The 16,893-nt window shown below is 74.1% G+C and carries 14 protein-coding genes; 7 read left to right on the top strand and 7 right to left on the bottom strand.

Annotation, left to right across the window (positions count from 1 at the left end; all coding sequences use genetic code 11):
* The first annotated feature begins 739 nt into the window (after positions 1-739).
* Entirely contained in the window at positions 740-2,185 is a 1,446-nt protein-coding gene (locus IG64_RS30620; RefSeq protein ID WP_199811683.1) for a hypothetical protein, read from the top strand.
* A 211-nt stretch (positions 2,186-2,396) separates the two neighbouring features.
* Here IG64_RS30620 and IG64_RS30615 read toward each other — a convergent pair whose 3' ends face one another.
* The gene (locus IG64_RS30615) at positions 2,397-2,810 is read right to left on the bottom strand and encodes a VOC family protein (protein ID WP_037862111.1); all 414 of its coding nucleotides are present in this window, start codon (positions 2,808-2,810) and stop codon (positions 2,397-2,399) included.
* 231 nt (positions 2,811-3,041) lie between these two features.
* Here IG64_RS30615 and abc-f point away from each other — a divergent pair, with 231 nt between their 5' ends.
* The 3 genes from abc-f to IG64_RS30600 all read left to right on the top strand — a co-directional run bounded on the left by abc-f (position 3,042) and on the right by IG64_RS30600 (position 6,222).
* Complete coding sequence (abc-f, locus tag IG64_RS30610; protein ID WP_037862108.1) at positions 3,042-4,640, top strand: ribosomal protection-like ABC-F family protein; 1,599 nt, start codon at positions 3,042-3,044, stop codon at positions 4,638-4,640.
* A 378-nt stretch (positions 4,641-5,018) separates the two neighbouring features.
* Positions 5,019-5,240: a helix-turn-helix domain-containing protein gene (locus IG64_RS30605; protein WP_037862106.1), complete on the top strand. Its 222-nt coding sequence runs from the start codon at positions 5,019-5,021 to the stop codon at positions 5,238-5,240.
* Between the two features lie 160 nt (positions 5,241-5,400).
* Positions 5,401-6,222: an enoyl-CoA hydratase/isomerase family protein gene (locus IG64_RS30600; RefSeq protein ID WP_037862104.1), complete on the top strand. Its 822-nt coding sequence runs from the start codon at positions 5,401-5,403 to the stop codon at positions 6,220-6,222.
* A 164-nt stretch (positions 6,223-6,386) separates the two neighbouring features.
* On the opposite strand, the gene IG64_RS30595 is transcribed toward IG64_RS30600, so the two are convergent.
* The 4 genes from IG64_RS30595 to IG64_RS30580 form a co-directional block, all read right to left on the bottom strand.
* Positions 6,387-7,142 carry an SDR family oxidoreductase gene (locus IG64_RS30595; protein WP_037862103.1) on the bottom strand — a complete coding sequence of 252 codons (756 nt, stop codon included), beginning with the start codon at positions 7,140-7,142 and terminating at the stop codon, positions 6,387-6,389.
* 325 nt (positions 7,143-7,467) lie between these two features.
* A complete protein-coding gene (locus tag IG64_RS30590; RefSeq protein WP_078884316.1) occupies positions 7,468-8,295 on the bottom strand; it encodes an SURF1 family protein in 828 nt (275 codons plus the stop codon).
* 49 nt (positions 8,296-8,344) lie between these two features.
* Complete coding sequence (locus tag IG64_RS30585) at positions 8,345-8,578, bottom strand: hypothetical protein (protein ID WP_078884318.1); 234 nt, start codon at positions 8,576-8,578, stop codon at positions 8,345-8,347.
* Positions 8,579-8,956: 378 nt separating this feature from the next.
* Positions 8,957-9,946 carry a DEDDh family exonuclease gene (locus IG64_RS30580; RefSeq protein WP_078884315.1) on the bottom strand — a complete coding sequence of 330 codons (990 nt, stop codon included), beginning with the start codon at positions 9,944-9,946 and terminating at the stop codon, positions 8,957-8,959.
* Positions 9,947-10,307: 361 nt separating this feature from the next.
* Between IG64_RS30580 and IG64_RS30575 the strand changes: the two genes are divergently transcribed.
* On the top strand, positions 10,308-11,018 hold the full coding sequence (locus IG64_RS30575) for a VIT1/CCC1 transporter family protein (RefSeq protein ID WP_037862099.1): 711 nt from the start codon (positions 10,308-10,310) through the stop codon (positions 11,016-11,018).
* A gap of 168 nt (positions 11,019-11,186) precedes the next feature.
* On the opposite strand, the gene IG64_RS30570 is transcribed toward IG64_RS30575, so the two are convergent.
* Positions 11,187-12,596 (bottom strand): CoA transferase, encoded by a 1,410-nt coding sequence (locus tag IG64_RS30570; protein ID WP_037862098.1) that lies wholly within the window; start codon positions 12,594-12,596, stop codon positions 11,187-11,189.
* A gap of 43 nt (positions 12,597-12,639) precedes the next feature.
* Entirely contained in the window at positions 12,640-14,172 is a 1,533-nt protein-coding gene (locus IG64_RS30565; protein ID WP_037862096.1) for a S8 family peptidase, read from the bottom strand.
* A 666-nt stretch (positions 14,173-14,838) separates the two neighbouring features.
* Here IG64_RS30565 and IG64_RS30555 point away from each other — a divergent pair.
* Positions 14,839-15,195 carry a DUF485 domain-containing protein gene (locus tag IG64_RS30555; RefSeq protein WP_037862093.1) on the top strand — a complete coding sequence of 119 codons (357 nt, stop codon included), beginning with the start codon at positions 14,839-14,841 and terminating at the stop codon, positions 15,193-15,195.
* Positions 15,192-16,841 carry a cation acetate symporter gene (locus IG64_RS30550; protein WP_037862091.1) on the top strand — a complete coding sequence of 550 codons (1,650 nt, stop codon included), beginning with the start codon at positions 15,192-15,194 and terminating at the stop codon, positions 16,839-16,841. Before IG64_RS30555 ends, IG64_RS30550 begins: the two co-directional genes overlap by 4 nt.
* Positions 16,842-16,893: the final 52 nt, after the last annotated feature.

Raw genomic sequence — 16,893 nt, 5'->3', positions numbered from 1 at the left:
GCCCGGCCCACGCTCGGTGCGCGGCCACGCGCGGTGCCTAGGTCGGGTGTCCTGCCCGGCCACGCACCGTGCCCGGCGGAGGTGTCCTGATCAACCGCCCCCGCACCGCCCGGCCGCCACGCCCGGCCCGTGCCGTGTCCGGCCGACGTGCCCTGCCCGGCACACGCGCGCCGCCCGGCCGGCGCGCGGTGCCCGGGCGGGCGTCCTGTCCGACCGACCCGCCGCGCCCGGCCGGCGCCCGGCCGACCCGCAGTGCCTGGCCTGCGCCGTGTTCGGCCGACGTGCCCTGCCTGGCCCACGTTCGGTGCGCGGCCACGTGCGGTGCCTGGTCGGGCGCCCTGCCCGGCCACGCACCGTGCCCGGGCGGGCGTCCTGTCCGACCGACCCGCCGCGCCCTGTCCACTCGCCGTGCCTGGCCCACCCGCCGGACCCGGCCGATGCGCCGGGTCCGGCGGGCCCGCACCGCCCGGAACCGGCGGTCGTCGGCCGGAACCGTTCCCGGCCCCGCCGGGCCCGCACCGCCCGGAACCGGCGGTCGTCGGCCGGAACCGTTCCCGGCCCCGCCGGGCCCGCCCCGCGCCCCTCCCGCGGCGCGGGCCCCGCCGGTTCCGTTTGTTGCCGCGCGGGGCGCCTGTTTCCGGCCGGTCGGCGCCCTCCCAGGCGGCCTGCCTCGGCCTTCTCCCGCACCCCCGTGGCATTCCGTTTGGGTTTTCGGACCGTCAACCGGAAGACTGCACCCGTGACGTCCCGTATCCCGCGCGACTCCAGGCTTCGACTCGTCCGCCCACGACCCCTGGCCGCCGCCCCCCGAGCCGTGAACCAGCGGCGCTCGCAGCGCCCCGCCCCGCGCCCTCCGGAGGGCACCCCGGCACCCGCGGAACTGGCCAGAATGGCGCGCTCCGGCCTGGCCGGGGCGGCCCGCGTCGCCCGCTGGGCCGACGCCGCCCTCGGGCCGGGCCGGGACGGGGCGACCGCCGACGGCAAGGCCACCCTCTCCGCGGCCAGCGCCCGGCGGGCGGCGGACGAGCTGGGCCTGACCACGGCTCAGATCCGTGCCGAGTGGGACACCGCCCGCCTCGCCGGACTCATCGAGGTGCACGGTGACAGCGCCCGCCCCGGCTGGCGGCTGCGCGCCTGGGACCGCGACGACAGCGCGGTCCTGCGCGGCTGGGTCGCCCTGTTCGACGCCTGGTCGCTCGCCTGCCCGGAGCCCGACGGCCAGGAGGCCGCCGCGGTCGCCGAGGTCGTCTCGGCGATGCCGCAGGTGCTCTCCTTCCTCCAGCTCTCCGCCGGCCCCGTCCCCGTCGAACAGCTCCTCGACCTCCTCGGGCAGCGCGTCACCGAACTGCGCACCGAACGCTGCGAGGTGCCCTACGACCCGCAGCTCGAACCCGCCGGACCGCCGGCCCCCGCCACGGGCCCGGGCGCCGCGGGGGCCGAGGACGTCCCGCGGGCCTCGCCGGCCGCCCTCGCCCCGCTTCTCGACTGGGCGCTGCGCGCCCTCGCGTCCGTCGGCGCGCTCACCTACGGCGACGGGCAGGCCACCCTCACCCCGCTCGGGAGCTGGGCGGTCTGGGTCAAGCTGGAGCAGATCTGCGTCGCCGCGCAGAGCCCGGCGGGCAACATCGAGCAGGCGGCCGAGGACATGCTGCGCGGCTGCGCCCAGCTGCGCCCCAACGCGGCCCGCGCCGAGTACCGGGCCTGGCTCGCCGCGCGTCCCGTGGGCAGCGCGATCACCGAGCTGCTGGGCGCGGCCCGCGGCGAGGACGCCCTGCTGCGCGGCCTCGCCTTCGAGGCGCTGCGGGTGGTCGGCGCCCCCGCCGAACCCGAGGTGCGGGCCGTGCTCGACGAGCCCGCGCTGCGCCCGTACGCCCTGCTGTGGCTGGCCGAGCACGACGGTGTCGACCCGGAGGACGCGCACGAGGTCCTCACCCGCGAGGAGGCCACGTGGCTGTGGGTGGACACCGCCGCCGCCGTCGCGGATCACGGTGAGTCCCCGATGCTCGTACGGCACCTGGAGTCGGCGCTGCAGCCCACCGTCCCCGCCCTGCTCGACGAGGTGCGGGCCGTCGGTCACCCCCGCACCGTGCAGGTGCTGGTCGCGCTCGCCGCCGCACACCCCGACCCCGCGCTGGCCAAGGCCGTCCGCAGAGCGGCCTTCCAGGTGCACCGGGGCGGCAGCTAGACCCCCTGGCCCACCGCGGCACCGGCGGCCGGAGCCCCGCCCGCCGGTCCTCGGCTCCCGGGGTCCCGGGGCCCCGGGTCTTCGCCCCGGCCACCTGGCTCCTCGGCCCCCGCCGTCTTCGGCCCCGGGCCTTCGGCCCCAGGCCCCCGGCCCCTGAGCGCCCGGCCCTCATGGGGCGGCCTTCAGCCTTCCACGGCCCCGGCCAGGGCCTTCAGCCCTCCATGCGCGGCGCGTACGTCCCGAAGCTCCAGATGTTGCCCTCGGTGTCCCGGGCCATGTAGTCCCGGGAGCCGTAGTCCTGGTCCGTCGGGGGCATCAGGATCTCCGCGCCGTGGTCCACCGCCCGCTGGTGGTGGCCGTCCACGTCGTCCACCACCACGTAGACCCCCACCGGCCCGGCGCCGCGCATCGCCTCGTCGAAGCGGCCGCCGTGCCCCTTGGAGCCCAGCATCACCGCGCCGTTGCCCTGGACCAGCTCGGCGTGCCGGATCAGGCCGTCCTCGCCCTCGTAGACGGACAGCTCGGTGAAACCGAAGGCCTCGGTGAGCTGCCGCAGGGCCGCCTTCGCGTCCGCGTACAGCAGCGTCGGGTAGATGCTGGGGCGTCCGCCGGCCGGGTACGCCATGCCGATCACTCCTTCGTGAGCGTCCTCGCCCGGGGAATCCGGTCCGCCGCCCAGTCTGGCAGCGGCCGGCGGCGACGCCCCGGCATGAGCGCCGCGCCCCGCGCAAACACCCGGGAAAACCGCTTGCGCACCCCCGTTAGACTGTTCCGCATGGCCTTTCTCCTCGCGCATTAGACGGCGGGAACGTCCTCAGCCGCCCAACCCGCCAACGACCCGCCCTGGAGTCTGTCCGTGATCTCCGCTTCCGGCATCGAGCTGCGCGCCGGTGCCCGCATCCTCATCGAGAACGCCACCTTCCGTGTCGCCAAGGGCGACCGCATCGGCCTCGTCGGCCGCAACGGCGCGGGCAAGACGACCCTCACCAAGTGCCTCGCCGGCGAGGGCATCCCGGCCGGCGGCACCATCACCCGTTCCGGTGAGGTCGGCTACCTTCCGCAGGACCCCCGCACCGGCGACCTCGACGTGCTGGCCCGCGACCGGATCCTCTCCGCGCGCGGCCTGGACGTCCTGATCCGCAAGATGCGCGAGAACGAGCAGCGCATCGCCACCGGCAAGGGCTCCACCCGCGACAAGGCGATGAAGCAGTACGAGCGCCAGGAGACGGAGTTCCTCACCAAGGGCGGGTACGCCGCGGAGGCCGAGGCCGCCACCATCGCCGCCGCGCTGAACCTGCCCGACCGGGTGCTCGGGCAGCCCCTGCACACCCTCTCCGGCGGTCAGCGCCGCCGTATCGAGCTGGCCCGGATCCTGTTCTCCGACGCGGACACCCTGCTCCTCGACGAGCCGACCAACCACCTCGACGCGGACTCGATCATCTGGCTGCGCGACTACCTGAAGACCTACCGCGGCGGCTTCATCGTGATCTCCCACGACGTCGACCTGGTCGAGACGGTCGTCAACAAGGTGTTCTACCTGGACGCCAACCGCTCCCAGATCGACATCTACAACATGGGCTGGAAGCTCTACCAGCAGCAGCGCGAGGCCGACGAGAAGCGCCGCAAGCGGGAGCGCGCCAACGCCGAGAAGAAGGCCGCCGCCCTGCACTCGCAGGCCGACAAGATGCGCGCCAAGGCCACCAAGACCGTCGCCGCGCAGAACATGGCGCGCCGCGCCGACAAGCTGCTCTCCGGCCTGGAGGCGGTCCGCCAGTCCGACAAGGTCGCCAAGCTGCGCTTCCCCGAGCCCTCGCCCTGCGGCAAGACCCCGCTGATGGCCGAGGGCCTGTCGAAGTCGTACGGCTCGCTGGAGATCTTCACCGACGTCGACCTGGCCATCGACAAGGGCTCCCGGGTCGTCATCCTCGGCCTCAACGGCGCGGGCAAGACCACCCTGCTGCGCCTGCTCGGCGGCGTGGAGAAGCCCGACACCGGCCAGGTCGTCCCCGGCCACGGCCTCAAGCTCGGCTACTACGCGCAGGAGCACGAGACCCTGGACCCGGAGCGCACCGTCCTGGAGAACATGCGTTCGGCCGCGCCCGACATGGATCTCGTCGAGGTCCGCAAGGTGCTCGGCTCCTTCCTGTTCTCCGGCGACGACGTCGACAAGCCGGCCGGGGTCCTCTCCGGCGGTGAGAAGACCCGCCTGGCGCTGGCCACCCTGGTCGTGTCCTCGGCCAACGTCCTGCTGCTCGACGAGCCGACCAACAACCTCGACCCGGCCAGCCGCGAGGAGATCCTCGGCGCGCTGCGCACCTACAAGGGTGCCGTCGTCCTCGTCACCCACGACGAGGGCGCGGTCGAGGCGCTGCAGCCGGAGCGCATCATCCTGCTGCCCGACGGTGTCGAGGACCTGTGGGGCGCGGGCTACGCGGACCTGGTCGCCCTCGCCTGATCCCGCCCGGCCGCCCCTGCTCCCGCCCTCGGCTCCGGCCCTGGCCGGGGGCTGATCAACGGCGTATGGATCATTCGGCCCATCGGTGATCCGTCATCTGCGTGAGATCTCCTCGTACCGGGGTGTGTCGTCCACGTATTTTCCGGCCGAGCCCTTATGTGCCAAGGGCTCGGCCGTCGTGCGTCCCTGACCTGGCACTTCGCGGAACAACCCGTTCGGCCGTACGGACGGCGACGTGCGGAATTCGAGATTCCGCATGTGGGGACGCACTCCTGTCGTCACAAGCCTGTCTCACGGACCTTGCCGAATGGGTGGCCATGAGGCCCCGGAGGGGTGATCATGAGGGGACCAGAGCGCACTTCCCATGAGGAGGCACGGGTGGCCGAGACTCTGAAGAAGGGCAGCCGGGTGACCGGCGCCGCGCGCGACAAGCTCGCGGCAGACCTGAAGAAGAAGTACGACGCCGGTGCGAGCATTCGGGCGTTGGCCGAGGAGACCGGCCGCTCGTATGGCTTCGTGCACCGGATGCTCAGCGAGTCGGGCGTCACGCTCCGTGGGCGTGGCGGGGCGACGCGGGGCAAGAAGACCGCGTCCGCCTGACCGACCGCGGGCGGTCCATCGGGCTTCGACGGTGGCCACCCGGTCGGCCGACCGGCCGGCTGGGTGGTTACTGTGCAGTCACTTACGGATTCCCGTACGTCCTCGTACAGCGGTACGACCGTACGGCGTCCAGGCTGACCGCACCCACCGGAGGCGCACCATGGCTTCGCCCGACACCGAGCACGACCTGGAACCAGTACGCGAACCAGTTCTCGACAAGGACGGCGTACGGCTCACCGTGGACGACGCGGTCGCCACGGTGACGCTGACCAACCCGGCCAAGCGCAACGCGCAGAGCCCCGCCCTGTGGCGTGCGCTCGCCGAGGCCGGCCGGCTGCTGCCGGGCTCCGTCCGCGTCGTGCTGCTGCGCGCCGAGGGGAAGTCCTTCTCCGCCGGGCTGGACCGGCAGGCGTTCACGCCCGAAGGCTTCGACGGCGAACCCTCGTTCCTCGACCTCGCGCGCGGCGACGACGCCGCACTGGACGCGACCATCGCCGACTACCAGGAGGCGTTCACCTGGTGGCGGCGCAGCGACGTCGTGTCCGTGGCCGTGGTCCAGGGCCACGCCATCGGCGCCGGCTTCCAGCTGGCGCTCGCCTGTGACCTGCGCGTCGTCGCCGACGACGTGCAGTTCGCCATGCGCGAGACCAGCCTCGGACTGGTCCCGGACCTCACCGGCACTCATCCGCTGGTGGGGCTGGTCGGCTACGCCCGCGCGCTGGAGATCTGCGTGACGGGGCGCTTCGTCACCGCCGAGGAGGCGGTCGCCTCCGGCCTGGCCAACCTCGCCGTGCCCCGCGACCAGCTGGACGCCGCCGCGGCCGACCTGGCCTCGGCGGTCCTCGCCGCGCCCCGCAGCGCGGTCATCGAGACCAAGGCCCTGCTCCAGGGCGCCCGGGAGCGCTCGTACGAGGAGCAGCGCGCCGCCGAGCGGCAGGCTCAGGCCCGCCGCCTGCGCGACCTGGCCGGCCTCGGCGAGTAGCCCCCCGGCGCTCCCCGCGCCCCGCGTCCGCCGACGAAGCCTCGCCTCCGCCGCCCGCCGCGGTCCATGGGGACGGCGGCAGGCGGCCGTGGTCCTCCGGGACGGCGGACGGCGGGCGCGGGCGGCCGGGGCCGAGGACCCGGCCTGGGCAGCGCTCTCCCTGCTCAGAAACCGTGCCGGAAACCGCCGTCCACGGGCAGCATGACGCCCGTGAGGTAGGACGCGGCGGGGGAGAGCAGGAACGCCGCGGTGCGCCCGAACTCCTCCGGCGTGCCGTACCTGCGCAGCGGGATGCGCGACTCGTTCGCGGTCCGTGTCGCCCCCGGGTCCGCCGACAGACCGTCCAGCTCGCGCACCCGGTCCGTGTCGATGCGGGCCGGCAGCAGGCCGACGACCCGGATGCCGCGCGGCCCCAGCTCGTCCGCGAGGGACTTGGCGAACCCGGCGAGACCGGGCCGCAGTCCGTTGGAGATGGTCAGCCCGGCGATCGGCTCGTGCACCGAACCGGACAGCACGAAGCCGATGACACCGCCCGCCTCCAGCTCCGCCGCCGCTGCCCGGGCCAGCCGCACCGCGCCCAGGAACACCGACTCGAACGCCGCCTGCCACTGCTCGTCGGTGTTGTCCGCGACGAAACCGGGGGGCGGTCCGCCGACGCTGACGAGCACGCCGTGGAAGCCGCCGAAACGCTCGCGCGCGGCGGCGATCAGGCGCGCCGCGGCCTCCGGGTCCGCGTTGTCCACGGCCACCCCGACGGCGTTCGGGCCCAGCTCGGCCGCCGCGTCCGCCGTCCGCTGCTCGTCCCGTCCGGTGACGACCACCTTCGCCCCGTCCGCGACCAGCTCGCGGGCGGTGGCACGGCCCAGCCCGCGGGTGGCTCCGGTGACGACGTACACCCGGTCCTTCAGTCCAAGATCCATGGCCCTATCCTGCCCGGTCGCTCCCGTACGGGGCGAGGGCGGTGTCCACCAGGGCGATGTGGCCGAACGCCCGCGGGATGCTGCCGAGCTGCCGGCCGGTCCCGCCGGCCGGTACTCCTGCACCGGCAGCCCCGCGTCGTCGGTGAGGCCGACCAGCCGGGCGACCAGCTCCCGGGCCTCCTGGGGTCCGGCCGGCCATGCGCAGGGCTCCGGCGAGCCAGAAGGTGACACCAGGAAAATGCCCTCACCGCCGGGAAGCCCGTCGGTATGAGCAGCAGGGCGGCGTCCGGCTCCCGGGACCCGTACGGCAGGGTGCGGGCGCCCGCTACACCGCGGCGGGCTCCGACTCCTCGCGGGCGGCTTCCTCCGTGGCGCCGGTCCGGTCCCGCAGCTCGCGGCGGGCCAGGATCAGCCAGCCCACGGGGACGCAGGCGGCGAACAGCCACCACTGGACCGCGTACGGCAGGTTGATGTCGTCGACGCCGATCCAGCTCGTGTCCTCCTTGGGCGACGGGATCAGCTCGGGGCTGCCGCCCTTGGGAGCGGGCGCGGTCAGCTCGACGTAGCCGTTGAGCACCGCCTTGGCCGTGCTGTCGCCCGAGTCCCGCAGCAGCGCGCCGACCTGCTCGCTGTTGATCAGCATGATCTGGCGGTCGGGCAGGCCCTTGACGTTCTTGATGCCGCTGGCGGCCGTCGTCTGGTCCTGCATCAGCCGGCCGGTGATCGTGACCTTGCCCGCCGCCGGGGCCGGGATCTCGGGGAAGGCCGACTGCGAGGCGGGTGACGCGACCCAGCCCCGGTTGACGAGGAGGACCTTGCCGTTGTCCAGCACGAAGGGGGTCAGGACGTGGTAGCCGACCCGGTCGTCCGCGTTGGTGCGCCGGCGCACCACGAGTTCGTGCGCCGTGTCGAAGTGCCCCTCGGCGGTGACCCGGCGGTAGATGTCGTCGTGCGCGACCGACCCGCCGACCGAGGTCAGCGACTCGACGGGCACGGGCGGCGCCGCCAGCGAAGCGGTGATCACCTGGTTCAGTGCCTGCCGGTGGTCGTGGCGGTGCAACTGCCAGAAACCCAGCCAGACCATCGTCGGGATCAGTGCGATCGCGAAGAGGGTGAGGATCACCCACTGGCGGGTCAACAGGAAGCGGTACACCCCACGACGGTACATCCCGGGCCGTGGGGCGTTTTCGGCAGGGGTGTCCTCAGACACTGTCGACGATGCCGACCCTCCCCTCCGCGCGGGCGCAGTGACCGCCGCAGTACCAGTGGCCGTCGACCTCCACGCCCTGGCCGATGATCTGCACGCGGCAGTGCTCGCAGATCGGTGCCATGCGGTGGATCGCGCAGGAGAAGCAGTCGAAGACGTGCACCGCGCCCTGGGCGTGCACCTCGAAGGTCATACCGTAGTCATTGCCGCACACTTCGCATCTCGCCATGCGCCACAGGGTGAGCCGCGGCCGCCGCGCGGGCGAGTGGGCGGCGGGCGAGTCGCCCGCCAATCACCCGTACGCCCCCTCGCACGCGGCACGCCCCCGGGCGGGGGTGTGCCTGCGCGGGCGACGCGCGCCTGTGCGGCGCGGCCCGCCCGTGCGCGGGCGATACGTGCCCGGGTGGGCGGTACGCCTCTTCGTCCTCGCCCCGCGCGCCCCGCGCGCTCCCGCCGCGTCTCGGCCCGCCGCGCGCGCCGCGGGCGCCACGCGCTCCCGTGCGCCTCGCGCCCTCCACGGGCGCCGTGCGCGCCGCGCGCTCCCGCTCCGCCGGACCCACCACGGGTCTCGCGGGCGCGGTGCGCTCCGGCGGCCGCGCGCCGCCGCTCAGTCGCCGTCCGCGGGCTCCACGTCCCTCAGAAGCTGTCCGAACGCCGCCTCGTCCACCACCGGCGTGCCGTACTGGCGGGCCTTGGCCGCCTTGGACGTCCCCGAGTCCGGGTCGTTGGTGACGAGCAGGCTGGTCAGCCGGGACAGGCTGGTGGCGACGTGCAGGCCGGCCTCGGTCGCCCGGTCCTCCAGCAGTTCGCGCTCGACGGAGGTGTCGCCCGAGAAGGCGACCCGCATACCCTGTTTGAGCCGTTTGCCCGCTTCGTAGCGCCCCGGGTTCGGATAGGGGCAGGCGGGCCTCTTGCGGGACGGGCGCCAACTGCCCGCCCGGTAGCCGCCGTAGCCGCCGCCCGACTGCTGCCGGGGCACCGGCCGGTCCGACCACTCCGTCAGCGGACGGCACTCCAGCAGCGGCAGCCGGACGCCGCCCGCCGCCGCGGCCCGCAGGCTCGGCCGGAACGCCTCCGCCAGGACCCGCGCGTCGTCCAGCGCGTGGTGCGCCCGCTGCTGCACCACGCCGAAGTGCGCCGCCAGCGACTCCAGCTTGTGGTTGGGCAGCGGCAGGCCCAGCTCCTTGGAGAGCGCGATGGTGCACAGCCGCTGCCGCACCGGCGCCTCGCTCTTCGCGCGCGCGTACTCGCGGGCGATCATCTGCCAGTCGAAGACCGCGTTGTGCGCCACGAGCACCCGGCCGTCCAGCCGGGCCGCGAACTCCTCGGCGACGTCCGCGAACAGCGGCGCGCCTTCCAGCACCTCGCTGGTCAGTCCGTGGATCCAGACCGGCCCCGGGTCCCGCTCCGGGTTGACCAGCGTGTACCAGTGGTCCTCGACCTCGCCGCGCGCGTCCAGCCGGTAGACCGCCGCGGAGATGATGCGGTCGTCCCGGGCCAGGCCGGTGGTCTCCACGTCAACGACCGCGTATCCCTGCGGATACGCGGTCGGCCACGGTGTGGGGGAGGGCCCTGCGAGGGTGCGGTCTTCCAGCATGGTCACTGAGGATACGGGCCGTGACTGACAGCCCGGCCCCGCAGGTGTCCTCCGCCGCCCCTCCCTCGTCCCGCCCGCCGTCCGTGAGCGGGGGAGCCCGCGCCCGCCGCCGGGGGCGCCGCCCCCGCGCGCTCGGATGCAAGCCCGCGCGCGCGGGCGGGAGTTCGCGCCGGTGGCGGTATGGAAAGCGTACGGGTGCGGCGGCTCGACGCGCGTACGGGCGTTACCGTGAGAAGCGCGTCCGGGCGCGGCGGAGCAGGAGCGGCGGCCGGGAACCCGCGGCCGGCCGGGACGGCTTCACCCGCACGGGCGCGGGGGGCGTGGCAGCCCCCGGGGCCGCAGCCGTGCGATCCTCCCTGCTGTGACCGAACCCACGCACGACGAGGCACACGGCGGGACCCTCGGCTCCCGCCTCAACTGGCTGCGGGCAGCCGTCCTCGGGGCGAACGACGGCATCGTCTCCACCGCCGGCCTCGTCGTCGGTGTGGCCGGGGCGACGGACTCCCGCGCGGCGCTGCTCACCGCCGGGCTGGCCGGTCTGCTGGCCGGGTCGATGTCGATGGCCGCGGGGGAGTACGTGTCGGTGTCCACCCAGCGGGACTCGGAGAGGGCCGCGCTGGCGCTGGAGAGGCGCGAGTTGCGCGAGCAGCCGGAGGCCGAGCTGCGCGAGCTGACCGAACTGCTCCAGGAGCGCGGGCTCTCGCGCGAGGTGGCCCGGGAAGCGGCCGAACAGCTCACCGCGCGGGACGCGCTGCGGGCCCACGCGCGCGTGGAGCTGGGCATCGACCCCGACGAGCTGACCAACCCCTGGCACGCGGCCTGGGCCAGCTTCCTGGCCTTCACGGCGGGCGCCCTGCTGCCGCTGCTGGCCATCGTGCTGCCGCCCGCCCACTGGCGGCTGGCGGTCACCGTGCTGTCCGTGCTGGCCGCCCTCGCCCTCACGGGCTTCAGCAGCGCGCGGCTCGGGGCGGCGCGGCCCGGCCGCGCCGTGCTGCGCACCATGGCCGGCGGGGCGCTGGCCATGGCGGTGACCTACGCGGCGGGCGCACTGCTGGGCGAGGTGGGGGCGTGACGCCCGCCCCTCCCGCCCCCCGCTCTGCGCGCGCGGGAGTGCGGGCGGGGAGCGGGGCGGCCTCGGCGCGGTGAGCCGCCCGTCCGGGCGGGCGCCCGCTCGCGCGCCCGCTCGACGACCGCTCAGACGCCCCTGGCGAGCCCGCCCGACACCCGCTCAGACGCCCGCTCAGGACCAGCGCGCCTCGTCCGTCCCCCAGGGTCCCGGCGGCCGGGCCCAGTCGGTGGGGCCACCGGTGAAGGCGACGGGCGGCCCGGCGTGGCGCAGCCTTCCGATGCGGCTGTCCGTCTCGCAGAGCCAGGGCCCGGGACCCTCGTAGGGCGCACCCGGCTCGCTCCGCACGACGGCGCCCGGCCCGGCGGAGCCCGTCAGCCATGCCGCCGTGCGGGCCAGAGCCAGCCGGACGAGCCTGCTGCCGCCTTCGTGGGACTGCTCGGTCAGCGCCCGCAGTACGGCCGCCGCCAGCAGGTAGCCCGTGCCGTGGTCCAGGGCCTGCGCGGGCAGCGCGCCCGGCCGCCCGTCCGTCCCCTCGGCCGCCGCGACACCGGTGGCGACCTGGACGAGGCTGTCGAAGCCGCGCCGCCCGCCCCACGGCCCGTACCCGCCCCACGCCGAGACCTGGGCCACGACCAGACCGGGCCGCCGCTCGGCCAGCGCCTCGGGGGAGAGCCCGAACCGGTCAAGGGTCCCGGGCCGGTACCCGGTGACGACCACGTCCGCATCGGCCAGCAGGCTCTCCAGGACCTCCCGGCCGGTGGTGAGGTCCAGCACGGCCGACCGCTTCCCGAAGTCCGTGTCCGCGTGCTGGTCGGCGAGTTCGGGCAGGTGCGGCGGGTCCAGCCGCAGGACGTCCGCGCCGAGCAGCGCGAGGGTGCGGGTGGCGACGGGACCGGCCAGGACCCGGGTCAGGTCCAGCACCCGCAGCCCGGCGGCCGGCAGCGCCACCGGGCCGTCGAGGGGGGCGAGCACACGCGCGCGTGCCGTGTCGAGCCGGGTGCGCTCGACCAGCGGCCGGGCGGCCACCTCGGCCGCCTGCGGGTGCGCCGCCCACTCCTCGGGGGTGCGCAGCGCCACGGCCAGCCCGCCGGCGGCGTACACCGTCTCCTCGACGTCGAGGGCGGACCGCCCGGCGAGCGCGGACTCCACCGCGGCCACCGCCGCCGCCGTGCCGTCCTCGCCCTCGCCCGCGCCGGGCGGCAGACCGAGGGCGGTGAGCAGCCGCGCGCGGTGGTGCGGGTAGTTGGCGTGCGCGCGCACCCAGCCGTCGGCCGTCCGCCAGAACCGTGACAGCGGCGCGAAGGAGACCGGCGCGCGCCCGTCGACGAGCAGGTGCCGTTCACTGGCGAACGCGGCCGCCACGGCCCCGTCGTCGACGCCCACGGCGGGCACCTCGGCCGCCTCGGTCCGCCGCGCCGCCAGTTCGGCGGCGGCCAGCGCGCACGCACCGACGCACGCGCGTGCCAGATCACGCACGGGAAGGCGCGCGGTGAGCACGCCTTCCCGTTCCACGAGGGTGACGCGTTCCACGAGGCCGGGGTCGCCGCCCAGCGCGGACCATGCGAACGAGATGTCAGTCATGACCGCACTATGCAGCAAGGACCGCGTCCCCCGGCAGGCCGGGCTACCTGGTCACCGCGGCCAGCGCGTCCGCCGTGCCCCAGCCGTAGAAGCCGTTGCGGTTCTTCGTGCCCTGGCACACCGCGTCGGCCTTGCCGTCCCCGTCGATGTCGTAGGGGTCGGTGCACGGCGTGGCGGAGGCCTCCGCGTACAGCAGCGCCTTCACCAGCGCGGCGGGGGCGTGCGGGTGCGTGGACTTGATGAGGGCGGCGACACCGGCGACGTGCGGGCTCGCCATGGACGTACCGGCCATGTAGCCCCACTTGCCGCCCGGCAGCGGACCGAGGATCAGTCCGCTCTGCGCGGGGGCGTCCGGCTTCTGGTACGCCGTCGAGTCGCCGCCCGGCGCGGCGATGTCGATGACACCGAGCCCGTAGTTGGAGAACGACGACTTGATGCCCTTGGCGCCGGTCGCCGCGACGGTGACCACGCCCGGCAACTGGGTCGGGATGTCGTAGCACTTGCGCGGGTCGATCACCCGGTCGCCCGGAGTGGTGTCGTTCGGGGAGGACGGGTCCGTGATCGAACGGGCCGCCAGGTCGTAGTTCTCGTTGCCGGCCGCCGCGACGTTGACGGTGCCCTTGCGCTCGGCGTACTGCGAGGCCCGCCGGACGGCGTCCACCAGCGCCTTCTGGTCCGGGTCGTCGGTGCAGTTGAAGTACCACGGGTCGGTGTAATAGCTGTTGTTGGTCACGTCGACGCCGTGGTCGGCCGCCCACACGAACCCGCACACCACGGCCTCGGCGTAGAAGAAGCCGTCCGGGTTGCCGACCTTGATGCCGGAGACCTTCACGCCCGGTGCCACACCGGTGATGCCGACGCCGTTCTTGGCGCCCGCGATCTCGCCGGCCACGTGCGTGCCGTGCGGGCTCTCGGAGGCGCTCGGCCGCCAGGCCCCGTCCGTGGTGTCCGGCTTGCCGGAGACGCAGTTGACGGAGGCCCGGCGGTCGAAGTTCGGGGCGATGTCGGGGTGCGTGTCGTCCACGCCGGTGTCGATGACGCCGACCGTGACGTTCGGGCTGCCGAGTGTCTTGAGGTGCGCCTTGTCCGCCTTGATGGCGGGCAGGTCCCACTGCAGGGGCTCCAGCGGGTCCTGCCCGGCGGCGGCCCTGGTGCCCGCGCCGGCCACCTGCGCGGCGGTGAGCGGCTGCGGGGTGCCGACGTCGGTGGTCGACTGGGCGGGCAGCGGCGCGGTGCGCGTGGCGCCGGCGGAGTCGACGCCGTGGACCTTGCGGATCGTCGTGGCGAAGTTGGGGTCGGCGGAGTGGACGACGATGACGCCGATGCGGTCGTACGAGGTCACGATGGTGCCGCCGGCCTTGCCGATCGCCTGCTTCACCTGCGCCGATATCCCGTGCTTGGGGCGGACGTTGACGACGTAGCTGAGCGGGGTGGCGTCCGCCTGTGCGGTGTGGGCGGCGGGCGCGGCCGGGGTCGCCGACGCGGTCGCGCCGGGCAGGAACGCCACGGCGGTGGCCATGGCCATTCCGAGCGGGAGGGCGAGGACGCGGCGAGCGCGCGGCTGGGACGCTGTCATGTGTCTGTGTCTCCAGAGTGTTTCGCGGTGGCATGGGTACGGCGGTTCGCGAGTGGTGCTCGAACGGAGGATGTGGCAGGAGCCGCACGCGCCCGGACGAAGGCGCGGGCGGGCGGCGGGCCGTGTGCACGGCCCCCTCGCCGGCGCCGTCAGGGCCGCCGGCCGGGGTACGCCCCGCGCGCGTGCGCGCTGGTGTGAAGGCCGGGTTCGGCGTTGACGGCGGGTGCGGCGGCGGACGGGCCCGCGGCAGGGACCGCACGGCTGGTGCCGGGCGCCGCGGGAACCGTGCCCGTGCCGTCGCGGGACGCGCCGGCCGGCGACGGCGCGACCGGGTCGTGCGGCGCGGTCCGGTGTCCGGAACGCAGACGAGCCATGGGGTCCCCACATCATCCGGGTGCGGCACCGCCCGAGCCACGGGTCCGGCTCGGGCAGGTACATGACGGGTGGTGCAGGGCGAAGCTATCCCGCAGTCCCACCGGCCAGCAATGACTTGGCAATGACTTGTCCAGGCCACTTGGCGAAAGAACTCATAGGACTTGAACCGGTCCTCGCGTGGCGCCGTGGACCTCGGACAGGGAGCCCGAGCACCATCGAGCCCCCTGTCGCATCAGCATCCGTATCCGTATCCGTATCCGCTCACCGAGATCCGCACCCGAGGAGACAGACGTGGCCACCGAGACACCGCCACCCTCGAAGACCCAGTCCCCCCTTCCCTCCGCGCAGGAGTACTCCACGGTGGCCCAGAGCGCCGAGTTCGGTGAACTGCGCCGCTCCTACCGCTCGTTCGCCTTTCCGCTGACCCTCGCCTTCATCGCCTGGTACCTGCTCTACGTCCTGCTGTCCAACTACGCGGGCGGCTTCATGGGCACCAAGCTCTTCGGCAACATCAACGTCGCCCTCGCCCTGGGCCTCGCCCAGTTCCTCACCACGTTCCTCATCGCCTGGTGGTACGCGCGGCACGCCGCCACGAAGCTCGACCCCAAGGCCGAGGCCATCAAGTCCCGGATGGAGGGCGGAGCATGACCCCCGCGACCCACCCCGCCGCGCACACGGCGCACACCCTGCTCGCCGCGGGCGGCGCCGCGAGCGAGCACCGGACGCTGATCATCACGCTCTTCTCGGTCTTCGTCGCCGCGACCCTCGTCATCACCGTCTGGGCGGGCCGGCAGACCAAGGACGCCGCCGACTTCTACGCGGGCGGACGGCAGTTCACCGGATTCCAGAACGGCCTCGCCGTCTCCGGCGACTACATGTCCGCCGCGTCCTTCCTCGGCATCGCCGGCGCCATCGCCCTGTTCGGCTACGACGGCTTCCTGTACTCCATCGGCTTCCTGGTCGCCTGGCTGGTCGCCCTGCTCCTGGTCGCCGAACCGCTGCGCAACTCCGGCCGCTACACCATGGGCGACGTCCTGGCGTACCGCATGCGCCAGCGCCCGGTGCGCACCGCCGCCGGCGCCTCCACGATCGTCGTGTCGATCTTCTACCTGCTGGCCCAGATGGCGGGCGCGGGCGTCCTCGTCTCACTGCTGCTCGGCATCACCAGCGACGGCGGCAAGATCGGCATCGTCGCGCTGGTCGGCCTACTGATGATCGTGTACGTCACCATCGGCGGCATGAAGGGCACCACCTGGGTGCAGATGGTCAAGGCCGTGCTGCTGATGGCGGGCGCGATCCTGCTGACGTTCCTGGTGCTGCTGAAGTTCGACTTCAACGTCTCCGACCTGCTCGGCAGGGCCGCCGACAACAGCGGCAAGGGCGCCGCCTTCCTGGAGCCCGGCCTGAAGTACGGCGCGACCGGGACCACCAAGCTGGACTTCCTCTCGCTCGGCGTCGCCCTGGTGCTCGGCACCGCGGGACTGCCGCACATCCTGATCCGCTTCTACACGGTCCCGACCGCCAAGGCCGCCCGCAAGTCCGTGATCTGGGCGATCGGCCTGATCGGCGTCTTCTACCTGATGACGCTCGCGCTCGGATTCGGCGCCGCCGCGCTCATCGAACCGGACGAGATCATCGCCTCCAACAAGGCGGGCAACACGGCCGCCCCGCTGCTCGCCCTGCACCTGGGCGGAGTGGACTCCAACTGGGGCGCCGTCCTGCTGGCCTCCATCTCCGCGGTCGCCTTCGCCACCATCCTCGCCGTCGTCGCGGGCCTCACCCTCGCCTCGTCGTCCTCCTTCGCCCACGACATCTACGCCAACGTGATCAAGAAGGGACAGGCCACCGAGAAGCAGGAGATCAAGGCGGCCCGCTGGGCGACCGTCGGCATCGGCGCGGTCTCCATCGTCCTGGGCGCCCTCGCCCGTGACCTGAACGTCGCCGGACTCGTCGCCCTCGCCTTCGCCGTGGCCGCCTCCGCCAACCTGCCCACGATCCTCTACAGCCTGTTCTGGAAGCGGTTCACCACCACGGGCGCCCTCTGGTCGATCTACGGCGGCCTGGTCACCGCCGTCGGCCTGGTGCTGTTCTCGCCCGTGGTCTCGGGCAAGCCCACGTCGATGTTCCCGGACGCCGACTTCCACTGGTTCCCGCTGGAGAACCCCGGACTCATCTCCATCCCGGTCGGCTTCCTGCTGGGCGTCGTCGGCACCCTGCTGTCCAAGGAGACACCGGACCGGGCCAAGTACGCGGAACTGGAGGTGCGGTCCCTGACCGGCACCGGAGCGCACTGACCGGTATACCCGAGCGCACTGACCGGTACCGGACCCGCTGACCCGCAGCGCA

Origin of the sequence: Streptomyces sp. NRRL S-340 (assembly GCF_000720185.1) — a bacterium.
In the GTDB taxonomy this organism is placed as follows: Bacteria; Actinomycetota; Actinomycetes; order Streptomycetales; family Streptomycetaceae; genus Streptomyces.
The sequence above is the reverse complement of the archived record's forward strand: the minus strand, read 5'-3'. Positions and strand labels throughout refer to the sequence as shown.

Coding starts and splice junctions, on each gene's coding strand:
- IG64_RS30615 (WP_037862111.1), bottom strand. CDS start 2,810: ATGGCGTACCCGGCCGGCGGACGCCCCAGCATCTACCCGACGCTGCTG.
- IG64_RS30600 (WP_037862104.1), top strand. CDS start 5,401: ATGGCTTCGCCCGACACCGAGCACGACCTGGAACCAGTACGCGAACCA.
- IG64_RS30595 (WP_037862103.1), bottom strand. CDS start 7,142: ATGGATCTTGGACTGAAGGACCGGGTGTACGTCGTCACCGGAGCCACC.
- IG64_RS30585 (WP_078884318.1), bottom strand. CDS start 8,578: ATGGCGAGATGCGAAGTGTGCGGCAATGACTACGGTATGACCTTCGAG.
- IG64_RS30580 (WP_078884315.1), bottom strand. CDS start 9,946: ATGCTGGAAGACCGCACCCTCGCAGGGCCCTCCCCCACACCGTGGCCG.
- IG64_RS30570 (WP_037862098.1), bottom strand. CDS start 12,596: ATGACTGACATCTCGTTCGCATGGTCCGCGCTGGGCGGCGACCCCGGC.
- IG64_RS30565 (WP_037862096.1), bottom strand. CDS start 14,172: ATGACAGCGTCCCAGCCGCGCGCTCGCCGCGTCCTCGCCCTCCCGCTC.
- IG64_RS30550 (WP_037862091.1), top strand. CDS start 15,192: ATGACCCCCGCGACCCACCCCGCCGCGCACACGGCGCACACCCTGCTC.